This is a genomic window from Chimaeribacter arupi, assembly GCF_002858805.1.
GTDB lineage: Bacteria > Pseudomonadota > Gammaproteobacteria > Enterobacterales > Enterobacteriaceae > Chimaeribacter > Chimaeribacter arupi.
This window is the reverse complement of the sequence record NZ_PJZI01000031.1, coordinates 25,796-45,309: the sequence shown is the minus strand read 5'-3', so window position 1 is coordinate 45,309 and position 19,514 is coordinate 25,796. Positions and strand designations below refer to the sequence as shown.

The 19,514-nt window shown below is 57.6% G+C and carries 15 protein-coding genes; all 15 read right to left on the bottom strand.

Features of this window, described 5'->3' with window-relative positions:
- Positions 1-4: 4 nt before the first annotated feature.
- Positions 5-1,114 (bottom strand): amino acid ABC transporter permease, encoded by a 1,110-nt coding sequence (locus CYR52_RS16900; RefSeq protein WP_101829006.1) that lies wholly within the window; start codon positions 1,112-1,114, stop codon positions 5-7.
- Between the two features lie 9 nt (positions 1,115-1,123).
- Positions 1,124-2,302, bottom strand: a complete 1,179-nt coding sequence (locus CYR52_RS16895; protein ID WP_101829005.1) for an amino acid ABC transporter permease — start codon at positions 2,300-2,302, stop codon at positions 1,124-1,126.
- Between the two features lie 108 nt (positions 2,303-2,410).
- On the bottom strand, positions 2,411-3,436 hold the full coding sequence (locus tag CYR52_RS16890) for an amino acid ABC transporter substrate-binding protein (RefSeq protein ID WP_072933380.1): 1,026 nt from the start codon (positions 3,434-3,436) through the stop codon (positions 2,411-2,413).
- Positions 3,437-3,912: 476 nt separating this feature from the next.
- A complete protein-coding gene (gene lpxP / locus CYR52_RS16885) occupies positions 3,913-4,833 on the bottom strand; it encodes a kdo(2)-lipid IV(A) palmitoleoyltransferase (protein WP_072933383.1) in 921 nt (306 codons plus the stop codon).
- A 348-nt stretch (positions 4,834-5,181) separates the two neighbouring features.
- Positions 5,182-5,478, bottom strand: coding sequence for a DNA-binding transcriptional regulator Fis (fis, locus tag CYR52_RS16880; RefSeq protein WP_000462905.1), 297 nt, complete (start codon positions 5,476-5,478; stop codon positions 5,182-5,184).
- Positions 5,460-6,464, bottom strand: coding sequence for a tRNA dihydrouridine synthase DusB (dusB, locus tag CYR52_RS16875; RefSeq protein WP_072933409.1), 1,005 nt, complete (start codon positions 6,462-6,464; stop codon positions 5,460-5,462). Before dusB ends, fis begins: the two co-directional genes overlap by 19 nt.
- 380 nt (positions 6,465-6,844) lie before the next feature.
- On the bottom strand, positions 6,845-7,618 hold the full coding sequence (locus CYR52_RS16870; protein WP_101829004.1) for a carbonic anhydrase: 774 nt from the start codon (positions 7,616-7,618) through the stop codon (positions 6,845-6,847).
- Between the two features lie 195 nt (positions 7,619-7,813).
- The gene (prmA, locus tag CYR52_RS16865) at positions 7,814-8,695 is read right to left on the bottom strand and encodes a 50S ribosomal protein L11 methyltransferase (protein WP_101829003.1); all 882 of its coding nucleotides are present in this window, start codon (positions 8,693-8,695) and stop codon (positions 7,814-7,816) included.
- 12 nt (positions 8,696-8,707) lie between these two features.
- Complete coding sequence (gene panF / locus CYR52_RS16860) at positions 8,708-10,162, bottom strand: sodium/pantothenate symporter (RefSeq protein WP_072933388.1); 1,455 nt, start codon at positions 10,160-10,162, stop codon at positions 8,708-8,710.
- Positions 10,152-10,397, bottom strand: a complete 246-nt coding sequence (locus CYR52_RS16855; RefSeq protein ID WP_072933390.1) for a YhdT family protein — start codon at positions 10,395-10,397, stop codon at positions 10,152-10,154. Before CYR52_RS16855 ends, panF begins: the two co-directional genes overlap by 11 nt.
- Before the next feature lie 100 nt (positions 10,398-10,497).
- Positions 10,498-12,474: a M60 family metallopeptidase gene (locus tag CYR52_RS16850; protein WP_101829002.1), complete on the bottom strand. Its 1,977-nt coding sequence runs from the start codon at positions 12,472-12,474 to the stop codon at positions 10,498-10,500.
- A gap of 511 nt (positions 12,475-12,985) precedes the next feature.
- Positions 12,986-15,010, bottom strand: a complete 2,025-nt coding sequence (locus tag CYR52_RS16845) for a M60 family metallopeptidase (protein ID WP_101829001.1) — start codon at positions 15,008-15,010, stop codon at positions 12,986-12,988.
- A gap of 308 nt (positions 15,011-15,318) precedes the next feature.
- On the bottom strand, positions 15,319-17,292 hold the full coding sequence (locus CYR52_RS16840) for a M60 family metallopeptidase (RefSeq protein ID WP_101829000.1): 1,974 nt from the start codon (positions 17,290-17,292) through the stop codon (positions 15,319-15,321).
- A 384-nt stretch (positions 17,293-17,676) separates the two neighbouring features.
- Positions 17,677-19,026 (bottom strand): acetyl-CoA carboxylase biotin carboxylase subunit, encoded by a 1,350-nt coding sequence (accC, locus tag CYR52_RS16835; protein WP_072933397.1) that lies wholly within the window; start codon positions 19,024-19,026, stop codon positions 17,677-17,679.
- A gap of 11 nt (positions 19,027-19,037) precedes the next feature.
- Positions 19,038-19,511, bottom strand: coding sequence for an acetyl-CoA carboxylase biotin carboxyl carrier protein (gene accB, locus CYR52_RS16830; RefSeq protein WP_072933399.1), 474 nt, complete (start codon positions 19,509-19,511; stop codon positions 19,038-19,040).
- Between the last annotated feature and the right edge of the window lie 3 nt (positions 19,512-19,514).

The window sequence follows — 19,514 nt, the reverse complement described above, 5'->3', positions numbered from 1 at the left end:
TACCTCAGTGGTTGGAACGTCCGGTGTGAAAGCGCCTTTCCAGATGCTGGCTGTAGCGCGACATGCTGAAACAGAAAATCCAGTAGACCAGCGCGGCGAAGACGTAGCCCTCCGTGGACATCCCCAGCCACATCGGGTCTACGGTGGCTTGCTGCACGCTGCTGAACAGGTCAAACAGGCCGATGATGATCACCAGGCTGGTGTCTTTGAACAGCGCGATGATGGTGTTTACCAGGCCGGGGATCACCATCTTCAGCGCCTGCGGCAGGATCACCAGCCCCTGCGTTTTCCAGTAGCCCAGCGCCAGCGACTCCGCCGCCTCGTACTGGCCTTTCGGCAGCGCCTGAAGCCCGCCGCGCACCACTTCCGCCACGTACGCGGACTGGAACAAAATCACCCCGACCAGCGCGCGCAGCAGTTTGTCGATGCTGGTGCCTTCCGGCAGGAACAGCGGCAGCATCACCGAGGACATAAACAGCACGGTGATCAGCGGCACGCCGCGCCAGAACTCAATAAAGCAGATGGAGAGGATGCGCACGACGGGCAGGCGTGAGCGCCGCCCCAGCGCCAGCAGGATGCCGAGCGGCAATGCCCCGGCGATGCCGATGGAGGCGATGATCAGCGTCAGCGTCAGGCCGCCCCACTGGCGGGTTTCAACCCGCGGCAGGCCAAGGAAGCCGCCATACAGCAGCCACCAGGTCAGCAGCGGGTAGGCCACCGCCCAACAGGCGATGTAACACCCACGGCGCGGCATCCCGCGCCAGAACATCAGCGCGATGGAGATCAGGCCAATCACCAGCGCCAGGTTGATGCGCCAGCGCTGGTCAGCGGGGTAGAGGCCATACATAAACTGGCCGAAGCGGGCATGGATAAACACCCAGCAGGCGCCGTCTTTGGTGCAGTCCGCGCGGGTGGTGCCTATCCAGTTCGCCTGGAACACCGCCCAGTTCAGCAGCGGCGGGATAATCAGCCACAGCAGCCAGAGGCAGAACAGCGTCAGCAGGGTGTTAAAGACGCTGGAAAACAGGTTGCGGCGCGCCCAGAGCACGGCCCGGCCGACCGGGCCGGAAGGCGGCACCGCGCTGCGTGATGGCGGGGGTAACGTCATGGTCATGGAAGCCTCTTAGCGCTCGACCAGCGCAATGCGCCGGTTGTAGACGTTCATCAAAAACGAGATCAGCAGGCTGATAATCAGGTACACCGACATGGTCATGGCGATGGTTTCAATCGCCTGGCCGGTCTGGTTGAGCACCGTCCCGGCAAACAGCGACACCATGTCCGGGTAGCCGATGGCCGCCGCCAGCGAGGAGTTTTTCACCACGTTGAGGTACTGGCTGGTGAGCGGCGGGATGATTACCCGCAGCGCCTGCGGCAACACCACCTGGCGCAGCGTCACCGGGTTCGGCAGGCCAAGTGAGCGCGCCGCCTCGTGCTGGCCGGACGGCACCGACTGGATGCCGGAGCGGATCACCTCCGCGATAAACGCCGAGGTATAGACCGAGAGCGCGACAGTGAGCGCCGCCAGTTCCGGGATCAGCACCATACCGCCGCGGAAGTTGAAGCCGCGCAGCGCCGGTAAGTCCCAGTGCAGCGCCGCGCCGAACAGCATGTGCGCCAGCAGCGGCAACCCCACGATCAGCAGCAGCGCCCAGGGCCAGATGCGCCACACCCGGCCGGTGTGGATCTGACGGAAGCGGTTGTAACGGGCGAGGGCGGCAATCGCGGCGACAGCCAGCAGCAGCGCGACCACGGCGGCCAGCGCGCCTTCCCCTAATTGGGGCGACGGCAGATAGAGGCCGCGGTTGCTCATAAAGATCACGCCGAAGGCATCGAGGCTCTGGCGCGGGCCGGGCAGGTTGCGCAACACCGCGAAGTACCAGAAGAAGATTTGCAGCAACGGCGGGATGTTGCGGAAGGTTTCGACGTAAATCGTCGAGAGCTTGCGGATCAGCCAGTTGTCCGAGAGCCGCCCGAGGCCGACCACAAAGCCGAGCAGCGAGGCAAACACAATACAGAGCACCGACACCAGCAGCGTGTTCAGCAGGCCGACCACAAACAGGCGGCCGTAGGTGTCGCCCTGCTCATAGTCAATCAGGTGTTGGATCACGCCGAACCCGGCGCTGTTATTCAGGAAGGCAAACCCGGAGGTAATGCCGCGGGTGGAGAGGTTAACCACCGTGTTGTGCAGGAGATAGCCGCCACAGGCGAGCAGCAAAGCCACCGCGATAAGTTGGTAAATCCAGGCGCGAACCGCGGGGTTGGTCAGCGAAAAGCTGCCTTTTCCGGTTGGGCGTTGCGACATAACAGGAACCTCAGAACAGGGGCAACACGGCAACGGGCCGTGTTGTCATCACACCGTGACGCAATAGCGGGAGGGCGCCCCCGGCGTGCTGCCGGGGGCGCACCGGGTTTAACGTACTGTCGGGGCGTACTGGATGCCGCCCTGGTTCCAGAGGGCGTTCAGGCCGCGTTTGATTTTCAGCTCGCTGCCCATACCAACGTTGCGCTCAAACACTTCGCCATAGTTGCCGACCTGCTTGACGATTTTTACCGCCCAGTCGTTCGGCAGTTTCAGGTCTTTGCCGTAGTTGCCTTCTTTGCCGAGCAGGTGCGCCATGTCCGGGGTTTTCGGGTTGGCGGCCAGTTGGTCAACGTTGGCGGAGGTCACGCCCATCTCTTCGGCGTTCAGCATCGCGAACAGCGTCCAGCGCACGATCGCCAGCCAGTCTTCATCACCGCGGCGCACGACCGGCCCCAGCGGCTCTTTGGAGATCACTTCCGGCAGCACGATGAAGTCATTCGGGTTGCCGAGCTTGATGCGCAAGGCATAGAGCTGGGACTGGTCAGAGGCCAGGGTGTCGCAACGGCCGGAGTCGAGCGCCTTGGCGCTTTCGTCGGAGCGGTCAAAGGTGACCGGCGTGAACTGCATCTTGTTGGCTTTGAAGAAGTCCGCCACGTTCAGCTCGGTGTCGGTGCCGGCCTGCAGGCAGACGGTGGCCCCATCCAGCTCTTTGGCGCTTTTCAGCCCCGCTTTCTGGTGGGTCAAAAAGCCGATGCCGTCGTAGTAGTTCACCCCGGCGAAGATCATGCCCATGCCGCCGTCACGTGAAGACGTCCAGGTGGTGTTGCGTGACAGGATGTCCACTTCGCCGGATTGCAGCGCGGTGAAGCGCTCTTTGGCGGTCAGCGGGGTGTATTTCACTTTGTTGGCATCACCGAATACCGCCGCGGCCACGCCCCGGCAGAGGTCAACGTCCAGCCCGGAGAATTTGCCGCTGGAATCGGCATAGGAGAAGCCCGGCAGGCCGTCACTGATCCCGCACTGGATAAAGCCTTTTTTTTGCACCGCGTCGAGCGTGGCGCCTGCGTGTGCCTGGTTTGCTGCGGCAAGAAAGGAGGCGGCAGCAAGTAATGTCGAAAGCATCATCTTCTTCATAAAGCATCCTGTGAGGCGGAAACGGTGGGTTTTCATTATCGGCACACCCTGGTGCACCCTTTCTGTTCGTGGGCGATGGCCCTGGAAAGGTATTAGCAAAGGCAGTGCCAACTTTGAAAAGGCTTAAGAATCAAAGGGGCGAATGAAGGAAACAGAAACATTTACCTGCATTATGAAACCTATAGCACCAAAAGAGTGCAGGTGCGCTGTTTTTGCCGCCTGTTGGCGCAAAAAGATGCACTTTGTGTGCTGGCTCACAACATTTAAGATAAAGTCATTATAAATCAGTAGGTTGTTTATTCAGGTTATCCGGCTCAGGACGCAGGGAATGCTTCGTAAGCCAATGGTTTTATGCGTGATTATATGGCTTAGAAGCAAAAGGCAGGGCAAGGACGGTGAAAAAAGGGATTGGGCAGAGGCAGGGGGAGGGACGGGGCAAAAAAATCCCGGCCTGAGGGCCGGGAGCGCGGCGGGCATCAGTAGAGCGACGGCGTACCGGCAGGGCGCGTTTTGAAGCGGCGGTGCAGCCACATGTACTGGTCGGGCGCGCGCATGATTTCACGCTCCACGATACGGTTCATGTAGGCGGCGGCAGCCATTTCGTCATCCAGCGGGTAATCCTGCAACGCCGGTTGGATCAGCAATTCATAGCCGCGGCCATCTTCCCGGCGCACCAGCACCACCGGCACCAGCGCCGGTTTGGCCAGCCGCGCCAGCATAAAGGTGCCGCTGGTGGTGGCCGCCTGGTCTACCGCAAACAGCGGGGCAAACACGCTGCCGCGCGGGCCGTAGTCTTGATCCGGGGCGAACCATACCGCTTCACCGCGTTTCAGTGCCTGCACCATGCCGCGCAGGTCTTTGCGGTCCAGCATCGCTTTGTTGGAGCGCATCCGGCCCCAGGTCTGGGCGACTTCCATCGCTTTGTTATTGTGCGGGCGGTACATCGCCATCATCGGCTGGCAGAGGCCCATCGCCCGGCCACCGAGCTCCAGCGACATAAAGTGGATGCCGATCACCAGCACGCCGCGGTTGTCCTGCTGCGCCATCTTCAGGTTATGCAGGCCGTTGACGTCAAACCAGCGTTTGACGCGGCGATCTGACCAGAACCAGGCCATGCCGGTTTCAATCAGCCCCATGCCGAGGGACTCAAAATTGCTCACGACTTTGCGCTCCAGCAGGCAGGGGTCCATGCCGGGGAAACAGAGCTCGAGGTTGCGGCGGGTAATCGAGACACGGCGCTTCATAAAGCGCATCGAGGTGCGGCCCATCCAGACACCCAGGCGGTAGAGCACCGGGTAGGGGAGTTGCACCAGCAGGAACAGCACGCCCAGCCCAAACCAGGTAAACCAGTAGCGGGGATGCAGCAAGGCGCGGGTAAATTTTTGCGGTTTAATCATCAGGAACTCATATAGGCATTCAAGGGGGGCGTAACGCCTATAGAGCAAGGTCTCATCAGCGGTACGGGGGTGTAGACACTGCGGGAGGGGGATCGTTTAGAAAAAAGCCCAACTGCACACAATCTTTACACAAAAGCGGAGATCGCGAGGTAAACCGGGACAGGAGTGTTTAGCGAGCGAGGCGACTTTCGGCGCGCAGTATATCACGCCATTTTGTAAAGATATCAGGGGTGGGCTGAATAAAACACGGGCGGGCGTCACGCCGCAAAAGCAGGAAAAAAGGCGATAAAAAAGGCGTTAATCCATGCCGATTAACGCCTTAGTCAACAGACAGTTAGCTGACCGGAATCAGTTCATGCCGTATTTTTTCAATTTTTTACGCAGCGTACCACGGTTGATACCCATCATCAGGGCAGCACGGGTCTGGTTGCCACGGGTGTATTGCATCACCATGTCCAACAGTGGCTGTTCAACTTCAGCCAATACCAGCTCATACAGGTCATTTACGTCCTGACCGTTCAGTTGAGCAAAATAGTTCTTCAGTGCTTGTTTAACCGAGTCACGCAGGGGCTTTTGGGTCACCTGGTCCTGAGAATTTACGGTAGAAACGGTCAGTACGTCAGAATTCACGCGTTGTTCGAACATAGTTCTGTCAGCTCTTTTTTTACGCTAAGATTTTCGAAATATGCTTCCAACGCCTCCAGCTGTTCGCTGGCATCCTCTATAGCGTTGAAGGAGCGCCGAAACTGGTCATTTGGGGCATTTTCCTGGATATACCAGGATACGTGCTTACGAGCGATGCGGAATCCCTTGCCTGGACCATAAAAGCCGTGCAATTCCCGTACATGCTCAATCAACAAGCGCTTCACCTCACCGAGTGGCATGGGTGGAAGCAGCTCCCCTGTGTCCAGATAATGCTGGATTTCCCGGAAGATCCAGGGTCTCCCCTGAGCTGCGCGGCCTATCATCAGGGCATCAGCCCCCGTATAGTCGAGCACAGCCCTGGCTTTATGCGGGTCAGTAATGTCGCCATTCGCGATAACCGGAATGGAAACAGTCTGCTTAACTGTCCGAATGCTGTCGTACTCCGCGTTGCCGTTAAACAGGCAGGCACGGGTTCGGCCATGAATGGTCAGGGCCTGAATACCACAATCTTCAGCCAGTTGGGCAATTTCTACACAGTTACGATGTTCTGGTGCCCAACCAGTGCGAATTTTCAGCGTCACCGGCACGTCTACCGCGTTAACCACGGCCTGAAGGATCTGTTTGACCAGATCGGGGTACTGCAATAATGCAGAGCCTGCCAGTTTGCGGTTCACTTTCTTGGCCGGGCAACCCATATTGATATCGATGATTTGGGCACCATTTGCCACGTTGATTCTGGCGGCCGCCGCCATATCCTCCGGGTCGCAGCCGGCAATCTGCACGGCCCGGATCCCGGGTTCATCTTCATGCACCATGCGCAGGCGCGATTTATCCGTCCGCCACACTTCCGGGTTGGAAGAGAGCATTTCAGAAACCGCCATCCCCGCTCCCATCGCGTGACATAACGCACGAAACGGTCGGTCAGTGACACCGGCCATCGGGGCGGCAATCAGGCAATTAGTAAGTTGGTGGTGTCCAATGCGCATAGACAAAATTTTGACCATACTGTGTCCGCAAGGGCGCGTATATTACGCATTTTTACAGCGATATGAAAGGCCAAACTTTGAACAATTGGCACGGCATGACGTGAAAAAGGTGACGGCCGTCACTTTTTCCTAAAAATTAGCTATATATAACAGCATCTTATCTTTTTATGGTTAACAATTGACCAGAAAAATAATCCCAATAACACAGCATTTTATCTGCAAAAGCAGCAGAAACCGTCGCTATTGTAGGCGGCTGACGCCAGGTTATCAGGAGATTACTTTGGTGATTGGTTAAATAACAACCAGTAAGGGGAAAGGCGGGGAACAGCAAAACGTGCGGTTTTCCGGCCTGCAATCACACAGGCCGGAAGAATGCAGGCTTATTGCACCACGACCCGGCCGTGCAGCGGCTGCACCGGGCGGTTATTGGCATGGTGCATCAACTGGGTGAATTGCGTCAGTTGCGCCTGGGAAAGCGTCAGCGGTTTTTTCATCACCAGCCAGCGGACACCTTCGGTGCACGGCGGGGTGGTCAGGGAACCGGAGAAGCGGTAGTGGGTCAGGGACGCAGGCAGCAGGGCGTTGAGGTCCACTTTCTGGCTCAGGGTCACCGGCTTACCCACCTCTTTCGGCAGGTTCTGCCACAGCGCCGTCAGCGCCGGGTTCGCGGCACCGGATTTAAACATCACGGCCACCACGGCCACTTCACCGCTCGCATCCGCATGCACCAGGTGCATCTCCATCGGGAAGGACTGGCCCTTGATGGTGTTTTCACTCGGCGCATGGAAGTGGAACTGTTGCAGCGTGAAGGTTTCGCCATCCAGCGTCAGGGTGTTGCCCGGCGGCACGTTGACCTGCACAGTGTGGCCGTTGTTGACGATGCTGTTCGGCGCAAGGCTGTATTTTACCTTCAGCGGGCGCGGGTGGGCGGTCAGCGCGTCATGGATGTCAATCGGGGACTGGTTGCGGCCAATTTCACACAGGTGGAAATCGGTGGAGAGCGCCCCCCAGTGGGCAGGCGCGCCTTCGCCCTCATAGCCCCAGTGCGGGTGCGCTTCAGCAGGGGCGGTTGTGGGGTGATCAACGGCATGATCGGCGGCATAAGCAGGCAGGCCCGCCAGCAAGGCGGCGGCCAAAAACAGGCTACGTTTCATCTCTTTCTCTTAAGCAAATTGGGTATCGGAAAGTGGCATGACCGGCCAGGAATTATCGGCAGGGTACGGCGCGCAGAGTACGCCTGCTTTTTGCAAGGGAAAGGGCAAATCGTGGCATTTTGGCCACCCGGAGGTGGCCGATCGTGCTGTTTAAAGAATAATCAGCGAAAAGATTACGCCTTTATTAACAGGATGTTAACGGCGTACACCGGTAATGCGGCACCACTCCTCTTTCTCCGCCACCGGATCGAGGTCGAACAGATCGCGGTAGGCTTCAGAGACGCTTTCCGCCTGCGTCGCCAGCACACCGGAAAGGCCGAGGTGGCCGCCGGTTTTCGGCAGGCAGCCGATAAGCGGTGCCAGCTCACGCAGCGGCCCGGCGAGGATGTTCGCCACCACCACATCGGCGCTGAGGTCAGCGGGCTGGTCTTGCGGCAGGAACAGCTCCAGGCGCTCAGAAACGCCGTTGCGCTGGGCGTTGTCCCGGCTGGCCTGAATCGCCTGCGGATCGATGTCGATGCCGATGGCGCGCGCTGCGCCGAGTTTCAGCGCCGCAATCGCCAGAATGCCGGAGCCGCAGCCGAAGTCGATCACCGTCTTGCCCGCGAGATCCAGCCTGTCGAGCCACTGGAGGCAGAGCGCGGTGGTCGGGTGGGTGCCGGTACCGAACGCCAGGCCCGGATCGAGCATCACGTTGACGGCGTCCGGGTCCGGCACGTCGCGCCAGCTCGGGCAGATCCACAGCCGCTCGCCGAAACGCATCGGGTGGAAGTTGTCCATCCACTCGCGCTCCCAGTCTTTGTCTTCCAGCTGTTCGATGCGGTGGGCAAAGCCCGCACCCAGCAGCGGCGAGTGTTCCAGGATAGCGACCACGGCTTTCATGTCGGTTTCCGCGTCATACAAGCCGATGACGTCGGTATCGCCCCACAGGCGGGTTTCGCCCGGCAGCGGCTCAAACACCGGCGTGTCGTGGGTGTCCTGGAAGGTCACGGAGACCGCACCGCTCTCGATCAGGGCATCGCCCAGGCTCTCCGCATCACTGCCGCGGGTGTTAATTTTCAGTTGAATCCAAGGCATGGCACATCTCTTTTATGATTGTGGCCCGGTCACCGGCAGCGCGCTGACCGCGGCCTTACCGAACCGGTTACCGATAGTAAACGCTAGCAGGCTGAGCAGCAGCGACGGAATAATGGGGTGCAAACCGGCGATATGCAGATCGACGCCGGCCAGCAGCGTATAGCTGATTGCCCCGGTTAACATTGAGCTTAGCGCACCGGTGGCGTTGGCCCGCTCCCAGTAGAGGCCGAGCACCAGCGGCCAGAGGAACACCGCCTCCAGCCCGCCGAAGGCCAGCAGGTTGAGCCAGATGATCATCTGCGGCGGGTGCCAGGCGGCCAGCAATACCAGCAGGCCGAGCACCAGGGTGGCGAGGCTGGTCATGCGCGTCAGGCGCTTTTCATTCTCCAGCGCTTCCGGCCGGGCGTTCAGGTAGAGATCTTTGACGATGGTCGCGGAAGACTGCAACAACTGCGCATTGATGGTGGACATGATCGCCGCCATCGGCGCGGCCAGGAAGATCCCGGCGGCAAACGGCGGCAGCACCGCGATCATCAGCGTCGGGATCACCTGGTCCGGGATCGTCAAATCCGGCAGGATCGCCCGCCCCAGTGCGCCTGCCAGGTGCATCCCCAGCATCAGCACCGCCACCACAATGGTGCCGAGCACAATGCCGCGATGCACCGCTTTGCTGTCACGGTAGGCGATGCAGCGCACGGCGGTGTGCGGCAGGCCAATCACGCCGAAGCAGACCAGCACCCAGAAAGAGGCCATAAACGGCAGGCTGAGAATATCATCCCCGCCCTGCGGCGACACCAGCTTCGGGTCAATCTGCTGGAGTTTGCCGACCGCGGCGTGCAGCCCGCCGGCGGCGTGGATCACCGCCACCAGCAGCAGCACGGTGCCGAGCAGCATCACCAGCCCCTGCATCGCATCGTTCAGCACGCTGGCGCGGAAGCCGCCGAAGGCGGTGTAGAGCGCGATGCTGATGCCGAAAATCAGCAGCCCGGTGTCATAAGGGATCCCGGCAGCGGTTTCCAGCAGGCGCGCGCCGCCGATGAACTGCACCGTCATCGCACCGAGAAACGCCACCAGCAAACTGAAACTGGCGAGCCATACCAGCAGGCGGCTCTGATAGCGGGCGTAGAGCATGTCATTGAGCGTCACCGCGTTATAGCGGCGCGCCAGGATGGCGAACTTCTTGCCGAGCACCCCCAGCGACAGCCAGACCGCCGGCAGCTGGATCATCGACAGCAGTACCCAGCCGAGGCCATATTTGTACGCCGCGCCGGGGCCGCCGATAAAGGAGCTGGCGCTGATGTAGGTGGCGGTCAGGGTCATTGCCAGCACGAAGCCGCCCATCGAACGGTTGCCGAGGAAGTAGTCGTTAAGGAAATTGCCTTGCTGGCGGCGGCGGTATGCCACCACCGACAGGCCGAACACCAGCAGCAGGTAGCCCAGCAGCGGCAGCAGCACATCAGTTTGCATGGTCGTGCTCCTCCAGCGGCATCTCGCGGAACACCACGCGCACCATCAGCCAGCAAAGCAGAATAAACAGCAGCGGCACCAGCAGGCAGGCCATCTCAAACCAGTGGGGCAACCCGGTGAAGCCCTGCGCGCTGTCCGGCAGGTAGGCCGCCAGCACCCAGGCCAGCAGGTAAGCGACGGTCAGGCCCACGGCCCAGCGTGCTTCCCGGTGCGCCTGAATAAATCGCGTATCCATAGCGTTTCCAAATGGGTAAAGAGGGGGATTGTACGGATTGTGCGGGGCTTGCCCAAAGATTTTCTGCGGCACCCGGTGTGGATGCCGCAGGGAAGGGAGATTACTGCGTAATGTCGAGCTGGACAGTGGCGTTGGCGCTGAGGCCGTTTTTATGCCAGTCCGTGACAATCAGCGGCAATTGGCCGGTGTAGTGGCCTGCCGGCAGGCCGGCGTTATCTTCCTGATAATAGTTGACCATCAGGGTCGCGTAGTCTGCCCCATCGCAGGAGGCGGCCGAGTTCATGCTCAGCACCGGGCAGCCGCCCATGCGGCGTTCTGCACGCAGTGTCACGGTGAACGGTCGCTGGTGGGCATCCACCACCCGCGCCTTCAGCAAGGTCGGGCCGGGTTGAGACCAGACCAACGTTTTCGGGCCGATCTGATCCGAGTGGGTGACGATGCCCATCGAGGTCATGTCCTGGACGACCGGCAGCGTCAGGATCGCATTGCTGCGTACGTTACCGTTATGACGCAGGGTAGCCTGATAAGAGGCGACCGGCTGTTTCGGGCTGGGCAGTGTCATCGCGGCAATCTCATCCCGCGCGGAGGCGGTGTAAGCCAGGCCCCAGCGATCAAAGAAGTCGCGCAGGTCATACCCTGAGAGTTTACTGGCCTGGACAACAAACCAATCTTTCTTCTTCTGGTCGGTGTTAATCAGCGCCCGGTTTTTGTTGTAGCTGAACTCTTCACGCATGGCACGGTTCAGCGCCGGGTACATGTCCGGGTAGCTGGTGATAAGCTGCATAAACATGCCCAGCTGTTTGAACACATTGGTTTCCGCATCAAAATTGTGGGTCTGGCCGGATTGCAGGAAGTGGCCGACCGCCTGCTGATCCCAGGCCATGTTGTTCGCTGACAGATTGCCGTGGCATTTTTTCGGGTCCACATTGCCTAACTGGGAATAGCAGGCCGCCAGTGAGTAGATGTTCACAACCACTTCCCGCAGGCCATCTTTCCACCACAGCACCCGGTTCTGGTGCAGGTGGCCATACTCATGCCAGTGGCCCCAGGACGCGTTAGTGGGGATAGCATTTTTGAACCCAATCGACAGCATCCCGTCCCAGTTGCCGGCGGCACAACAGGCGTTATAGGTGGCGGTAAAGGTGCCGCGGTTAGGCTGATGCAGGGAAGAGGAGCCATTCATCCCGTTCAGCGTGTCGTAAACCGTGCTCCGCACCAGCGCCTGATTCATGGCGTGCAGCATATCGGTATTGGTTGATTCCCTGGCTTTCGCATTATTGATGTAGTAATTGCTGCGGCCATCAAACATGAGAATGTTGCCGGAAGGGGTGGTTTGCTGACTGATTGACGCCCACTGGCTGCGCGGCTGCTGGCCCAGAATAAACAGCGGATGCTCAACACCGCCGGCAATAATCCGCATCGTCACCCTCTTGTCGATGCTGTTCAGCGTTTCGGTGCTATCGATACAGCCGAGGGCGATCACCCCCTCATGTTTTACCGGGTAATGGAACAGCCCCTGGGCAGGGAGTTTAACCACATCCAGGGTGCCGGGGCGGGATTTCATGGTTTCCGTGGTTTTATTGGCGGCGTAACAGGTGACTTTATCCGGGATCTGCCCGACCTCAATCAGCACCGTTTCCCCGGCGCGGGCATAGGTGCGCGTCAGGAAATAGTTATCGCGTTCCCAGGTGGACTGCCGGGCCGCACCGCCGCCGTTTTCGGTTACCGGAATGGCGTAGCGTTGCTTATCCGCCGGGTAAATTGACATTGTGCGCTTGAGCCAGAACAGCGGGTCATTCACCTGCCCGGAACGGGCGGCGAATGTGTTGGGGTCCCGGTTTAACTGCTCAAGGGTGAGGCCCAGTTCGGATAAGGCGTCCTGAAAACCGGGCCGGTGCGCGTAGTCATTCCACCAGGTGTCATAACTTACTACGCTTTCCGTGATGTCAAAGTGTGCATCGCTACCGTCGGTATGGATTTCGTTCATGTCGTCGGGGGTGTAAGCGGCCAATGCCGCTGCGGTATTCAGCGCGAGGGCTAATCCCAGCGCTATTTTGCTAAATGAATGTCCTTTCATTTATTTATCCTGATGTGAATAGACGCCAACGAATTAATCGTTGTCTGGGTTTTATGGAGTTATAAATTTTTAGCGAGGGGCGGAGTGTATTCCGGCACCCGGCAGTATATCAGGGTGCCTCTCTTTTTCGGGGTGAACACGCGGTGCATTTCCTGCGTTTTTTCATCCATTATTATTTTTTCAGTTATTTATTCCGGGTTAAAAAAAGACAGATTGCTTTAGGACGGTATTTTCCTATCAATTATAGCGGGTTGGGGGCGGAGGTTGTCACGTCAGGGCGGCAGGCGTTACCCGGCAGCCATGATTTTTATGGGAACAGATGCGGGTTGATTTATTATCAGGTGATGGGGGAATCCTGACCACTCAATAATGGTGCAAATATAATAAGTAAAAATAATAGCACCTATATTAATCCGGTGTCATTTCCATTGAAATAAATATTATTACCTTGCTATGCCTCGCGGCGGATCAGGGTAATAACGGCGCCCGGAAAGGACGCCGCAGGAAGGGATTACTTACTGATGGACAGCGGAATATTCACATTGGCCGTCCAGGCCGGATTTCCCCAGGCAGTGGCGATCAGCGGCAGTGTGCCGTGATAGTCACCGGCCGGCAGATGGGGGTTATCTTCCGGGTGGTAACTCACGCTGAGGTGGATGCCGGCATCTGAGGAGCCGCAGACTGCCGCCGTGTTAACCGCATGGCCTGAACAACCGCCCATAGCCCTTTTACCGCGCAGCGTCACGGTAAAGGCCCGGTTCTGCGCATCCACCACCTGGGTGTGCAGCCTGCTTTCGTTCTCACCAGACCAGATCAGCGCGCGCGGGCCGACTTTCTCTGAGTTAGCCACAAAGCCGATGCCTTTTCTGTCGGTATTATTCTCTATTTTGAGTTTAGCCGTGGTCGGCGTGCTGCCGGTATGGGTTAGCGTGGCTTCATAGGTGGCGACCGGCTGGGCCGGTTGCGGCAGCTTCAGCGCGGCGATCTGCTCACCCGCGGCGGCGCTGTAAGGCAGCGTCCACAAGTCGAAGAACGCACGCAGGTCGTGGCCGCTGAAACGGCTGGCATTGATGGCGAACCAGTCGACTTGTTTTTGTTTCTCATCCAACACGACGCTGCCGGTACCCCGGTTGACGTCTTCCCGCAGGGCTTTGCCCAGCGCCGGGTAGAGATCCGGATAGCTGGCCAGCAGTTGCGCAAACATGTTTAACCGGCGGAAGTGCTCACCCTGCGCATCGATATTCCAAATCTGGCCCGCTTTAATCGCGCTGCCGACCGCTTGCTGATCCCAACTGAAACCGAGTGCTTCGGCTTGTTGATGGCACTGATTCAGGGCGGCATAACCCCACTGGGTGTAACAGGCCGCCAGTGAGTAGATGTTAACGGTCACCTCCTGCACCTCTTTCCATGACCAGTCCATCTGATAATCATGGCCATACTCATGCCAGGTTGCCCAGTTACCGATGTCCGGGAGTGTCGGGTAGCGGCCAATCGCCAGCCGCCCACCGGCGCTGTTGGCCCAGCAGCATTCGTCATAGCTGGTCATAAACAGTGAGCGCGCCGGTTGATGCAGCTCAGACGACCCATCCATCCCGTTCAGCTTGTCGTAAGTGATGGTCAACAACAGGTTTTCCCGCAGGGTTTTCAGGATATTGGTGTCGGCAGAAGCCGCGAGCCGTTGCCGGCTGACGGCGTAACGGCTGCGGCCGTCAAAGAAGACCCCATAACCGGTAGGCGTGACCTGCTGGCTGAAGTCTGCCCAGTCGCGTTGGCTGTTAATGCCGAAAATAAACAGTGGGTGACGCTGTGAGCCGCCGCTGAGGATCTGCATCGGCACCGTGGTGTCGAGATTTTTCATATGGCTGTTATTGTCTTTACAGCCCAACAGCAAGATGCCGTCATGCGGCATCACATAAGTCATGGTACCGCCAGAGAGCAGGGGTTTTTCGCTGCCGGTGCCTTTAAAGAGCGTCATATCGCCATCCATCGCCGCATAACACGTCACGCCCGCAGGGATCGTTCCGGCTTTAATGGTAATGGCTTCGCCGGTTTTGCCATACTCGCGCGTCAGGAAATAGTTATTACGATCATAGGTGGTGGTGCGTTTACGCATCACGGTATTGCTTTCCGTCACCGGGATATTGTAACGGTCAGCAGCATGAGACGGATAAATCTCCAGGGTGCGTTTCAGCCAGAATAACGGGTCGTTCGGGTTTTTCGCACGGGCGTCCATCTCCTGATAATTGGCCGTCATCTGCTCGATGGTTAAGCCCAGCTGCGTAATGGCCTCTTTAAACCCGTCGGTGTACTGATAGTTCCACCACCAGGTATCAAGAACCAGGGTGATATTTTTCTGGCCCAGATCGGCATCATCAATAACCGGCTTAACTGGCTTAGCCGGCGCCGGGCCGAAATTGATAATTGAACCTGACGTGTTACCGTGATACGTGATGTTTTCTGGCGCGGCTGATGCCGCCCCTGAGCTGAGTATTAAGGCGACAGCCAGGGAGAGCCGGTTAATTTTATAACCTTTCATTCATTATTCCTTAATATAAACATCCAATGCTGTGTTCAAAAAAGAGGGTAACCGTGTACAGGTGTGTCTTATTAAAATAAGAATTAGAAAAGCGTGCGACAGGTAAAAATCACGGCGAAGCATCCTAACATACACGCGGCGTAATGCAGTAGGTGCGGTGAGGTAAATGAAAATACGGGGCGGAATATATTGATGATAATAATAATGCCTGCATTACGCAGGCATTATATTAATGGGAAAGAGAAGATTATCCGGCTATTCCATTGCGTGCCTTGCTGCACCCATTTCAGGTGCAGCAGATGGGATAATTACTTTGTAATCGTCAGCGGGAAATTCACGTTAGCTGTCCAGCTCGGGTCGTGCCACCCCGCGGCGATCAGCGGCAGGGTGCCGTGATAATCACCGGCCGGCAGGTCAGGGTTATCTTCCGGGCGGTAAATCACGCTGAGGTGGATATCCGAGCCTAAACCACAGGTGACGGCGCTGTTGATGGTGTGATACGCACAGCCCCCGGTTAATTTTTTGCCGCGCAGCGCGATCGTAAACGGCCGGTTTTGCGTATCTACCACTTGCGTATGCAGCGTCGTCTCGCCGTTTGCGACCCAGACGAGTTTTTGTGGGCCAGTCTTCGCGCTATTTGTTAGCAACCCGATGCCGTGTGCCTGATTGTCGTTGTCAATTTGCAAGGAGACGGTCGTCGGTGAGTTGCCGCTGTGAACCAGCGGTTTTTCATAGGTCGTGGTCGGCTGGGTCGGGGCCGGCAGTTTCATCGCGGCAATCTGCTCGCCTGCGGCAGCGCTGTAACCCAGGCCCCAGCGGGTGAAGAACTCACGCAGATCGCGGCCGCTCTGGCGGCTGGCGTTCGTCACAAACCAGTCGATTTTTTCCTGGGTGGTATCCAGCGCCGCTTTGTTTCCACCCCGGTTGTAAGCTTCACGGTAGGCTTTGCCCAGTGCCGGGTACAGATCCGGCCAGGTGGTCATCAGTTGCCCGAACATGGTGAGCCGGCGGAACACGTTAGGCTCGGTATCAAAATGCCAGCGTTGGCCGGATTTCAGGAAGCTGCCCACGGCTTGCTGGTCCCAGGTGAAGCCCTGCAACTCAAGGTTGGGGTGGCACTGTTTGTTCTCCACATGGCCAAGTTGTGTATAGCAGGCCGCCAGCGAATAGAGGTTTACCGTGACCTCACTCTGCCCGCCCCATGACCAGCCCATCTGGTATTGGTGGCCATACTCATGCCAGGCGCCCCAGCCGTGCGTCGTCGGCACAGTGCCTTCAAACCCAATCGCCAGTTTCCCGCTGCCGCTGCTGGCATAACAGCACGCATCATAACTGGCCATAAACAGTGAACGCACCGGCTGGTGCAGGGCCGAGGAACCGTCCAGGCCATTCAGCTTGTCGTAGCTGATGCTGCGCAGCAGGTTTTCACGCATCGTTTGCATGATGTTGGTCGTGGCAGAGGCGCGCAGTTTTTTCTGGCTGGCAGCGTAGCGGGTACGGCCATCAAAGAAGACGCCATAGCCGGTCGGGGTCACCTGTTGGGTGAAGTCTGCCCATTCACGCTGGCTATTGATCCCGAACAGGAACAGCGGATGGCGTTGCGAGCCGCCGCTGAGGATCTGCATCGGGACAGAGGTGTCTATCGTGCTCATATCTTTGTTGTAGTCCGGGCAGCCCAACATCAGGATGCCGTCATGCGGCAGCACGTAGGTGTTGATGCTGTCAGAGGCCAACGCTTTTACCCCATCCGGCCCGTCAAAGCCGCCCATGTTGCCCTGCATGGCCGCATAACAGGCGATACCCGCTGGGATTTTTGCGGTTTTGATGGTGATGCGCTCACCGGCTTTGCCATATTCTCGCGTCAGGAAATAGGGGTTGCGGTTCCATTGTGTCGTCCGGTCACGCATCACGCCGTTTTCTTCGGTAACCGGAATCGCATACTGATCCTGTTGTGCAGGATAGGTTTCCAGGGTGCGTTTCAGCCAGAATAACGGGTCATTAGGATTTTTAGCCCGCGCTTCCATGACCTCATAATTCTCATTCATCTGCTCAATGGTTAAACCAAATTGCGCGATGGCCTCTTTAAATCCTTCGGAAGACTGCTGGTTTGCCCACCAGGTATCCATTAAAAACAGACGGCCTGCGGAGGAGGAATCGCTATCCGCCGCGGTGGGGGCAGGCAGGACAGAAGGCGTAGGGTGATTTGATGCTGCCAATGCCGCACCTGCGCTAAGCATTACTGCCAGGCCGAGCGCGGCCTGATGCATTTTATCTCGTTTCATTTATTACTCCTTAATATAAATATCCGTCAATGTATTGAGATCTTGAATCAATGTTATGCAGGTGCGTTTTATTAAAATAATGGCCGGGAGGGGGTAATGCGATGCACGGTGAATGACTGCCCGGCATATTACCATAAGTGCTGAGTGAGTTATTAGAACCCTTAATAGAGGTGTGAATATTTTATGTGTGGAACAATAGGCGTATTTAATAATACCTGTATTAAACAGGCATTATAGTAATAAGTTGGAATATTATTATTAATGCAAAAGTTAAGGTGAGGGAATAATAACGTCACGGATGAGGGAAAAGGGCGTAAGGAAAAAGAGAGGAGATACATATAATAACGCCCGCATCAGCGGGCGTTAGGGCAGGGCGTCAGGTGATTACTTTTCCTGTAAACCCAGTTTCTTTTCCAGATAGTGGATGTTGGTGCCACCGTGCTGGAAGTTTTCATCAGCCATGATGCGCTGTTGCAGGTCAACGTTGGTTTTGATGCCGTCGATGATAAGCTCCGCCAACGCATTTTTCATGCGGGCGATCGCCACGTCACGGTTTTCACCGTAAGTGATGAGTTTGCCGATCATGGAATCGTAATACGGCGGGACAGTGTACCCGGCGTAAATGTGCGATTCCCAACGTACGCCAAAGCCACCCGGCGCGTGGAAGCGCGTGATTTTACCTGGGCTCGGCAGGAAGGTGTTCGGGTCTTCCGCATTGATACGGCACTCGACCGCATGGCCCTGGATACGCACTTCGTCCTGGGTGATGGAGAGCGGCTGACCGGCAGCGATGCGCAGCTGCTCTTTGATCAGGTCCACACCGGTGATCATTTCAGTGACCGGGTGCTCTACCTGAATACGGGTGTTCATTTCGATGAAATAGAACTCGCCGTTTTCATACAGGAACTCGAACGTACCTGCACCGCGGTAGCCGATGTCCACACAGGCTTTGGCGCAGCGCTCGCCGATGTAACGGCGCATTTCGCTGGTGATGCCCGGTGCCGGTGCCTCTTCCACCACTTTCTGGTGGCGGCGCTGCATGGAGCAGTCACGCTCTGCCAGATAGATGGCGTTGCCCTGGCCGTCTGCCAACACCTGAATTTCGATGTGGCGCGGGTTTTCCAGGTATTTTTCCATGTAAACCATGTCGTTGTTGAAAGCCGCTTTGGCTTCCGCACGCGTCATGTTAATGGATTCTTCCAGATCCTTGTCGCTGCGCACAACGCGCATACCACGACCGCCGCCGCCGCCGGAGGCTTTGATGATCACCGGGTAGCCGATGCGTTTCGCGAAGGCACGGTTTTTTTCCATGTCATCGGTCAGCGAACCGTCAGACCCCGGTACGGTCGGGACGCCGGCTTTCTTCATCGCGTTGATGGCAGAAACTTTGTCGCCCATCAGGCGGATGGTTTCTGCTTTCGGGCCGATGAAGATAAAGCCGGAGCGCTCAACCTGCTCAGCAAAGTCAGCGTTTTCGGACAGGAAGCCATACCCAGGGTGAATCGCAACCGCGCCGGTAATTTCAGCAGCAGCAATGATGGCCGGGATATTCAGATAGCTTTTTACAGAAGGTGCCGGGCCGATACAGACGGTTTCGTCTGCCAGCAGCACATGTTTTAAATCGCGATCCGCGGTGGAGTGAACCGCTACGGTTTTGATGCCCAGTTCTTTACAGGCACGCAGAATACGCAGGGCGATCTCACCACGGTTGGCGATGACGATTTTATCTACCATGAGACGCCTCGTTATTCGATGACGACCAGTGGCTCGTCAAATTCAACCGGTTGACCGCTTTCTACCAGAATGGCTTTCACCACACCCGATTTATCAGCTTCGATTTGGTTCATCATCTTCATGGCTTCAACGATACACAGGGTATCGCCCGCATTCACTTTCTGGCCCACTTCGATGAACGGCTTGGCGTCCGGGCTAGGGGTGCGGTAGAAGGTGCCGACCATCGGTGAACGAACGATGTGGCCACTGATGGCAGCCGCAGCAGCCGGAGCGGCTTCCACGGTGGCAGCCGGGGCAACGGCAGCGGCCAGGGCCGGCTGTGGTTGCTGCATCGGCATGGCGTACGCCTGCTGCATCATTGGGTAGTTCGGCACTGCCGGGGCACGACTGATACGAACTGATTCTTCACCTTCAGAAATTTCCAGTTCAGCGATGCCGGATTCTTCAACCAGTTCGATCAGTTTCTTGATTTTACGAATATCCATGAG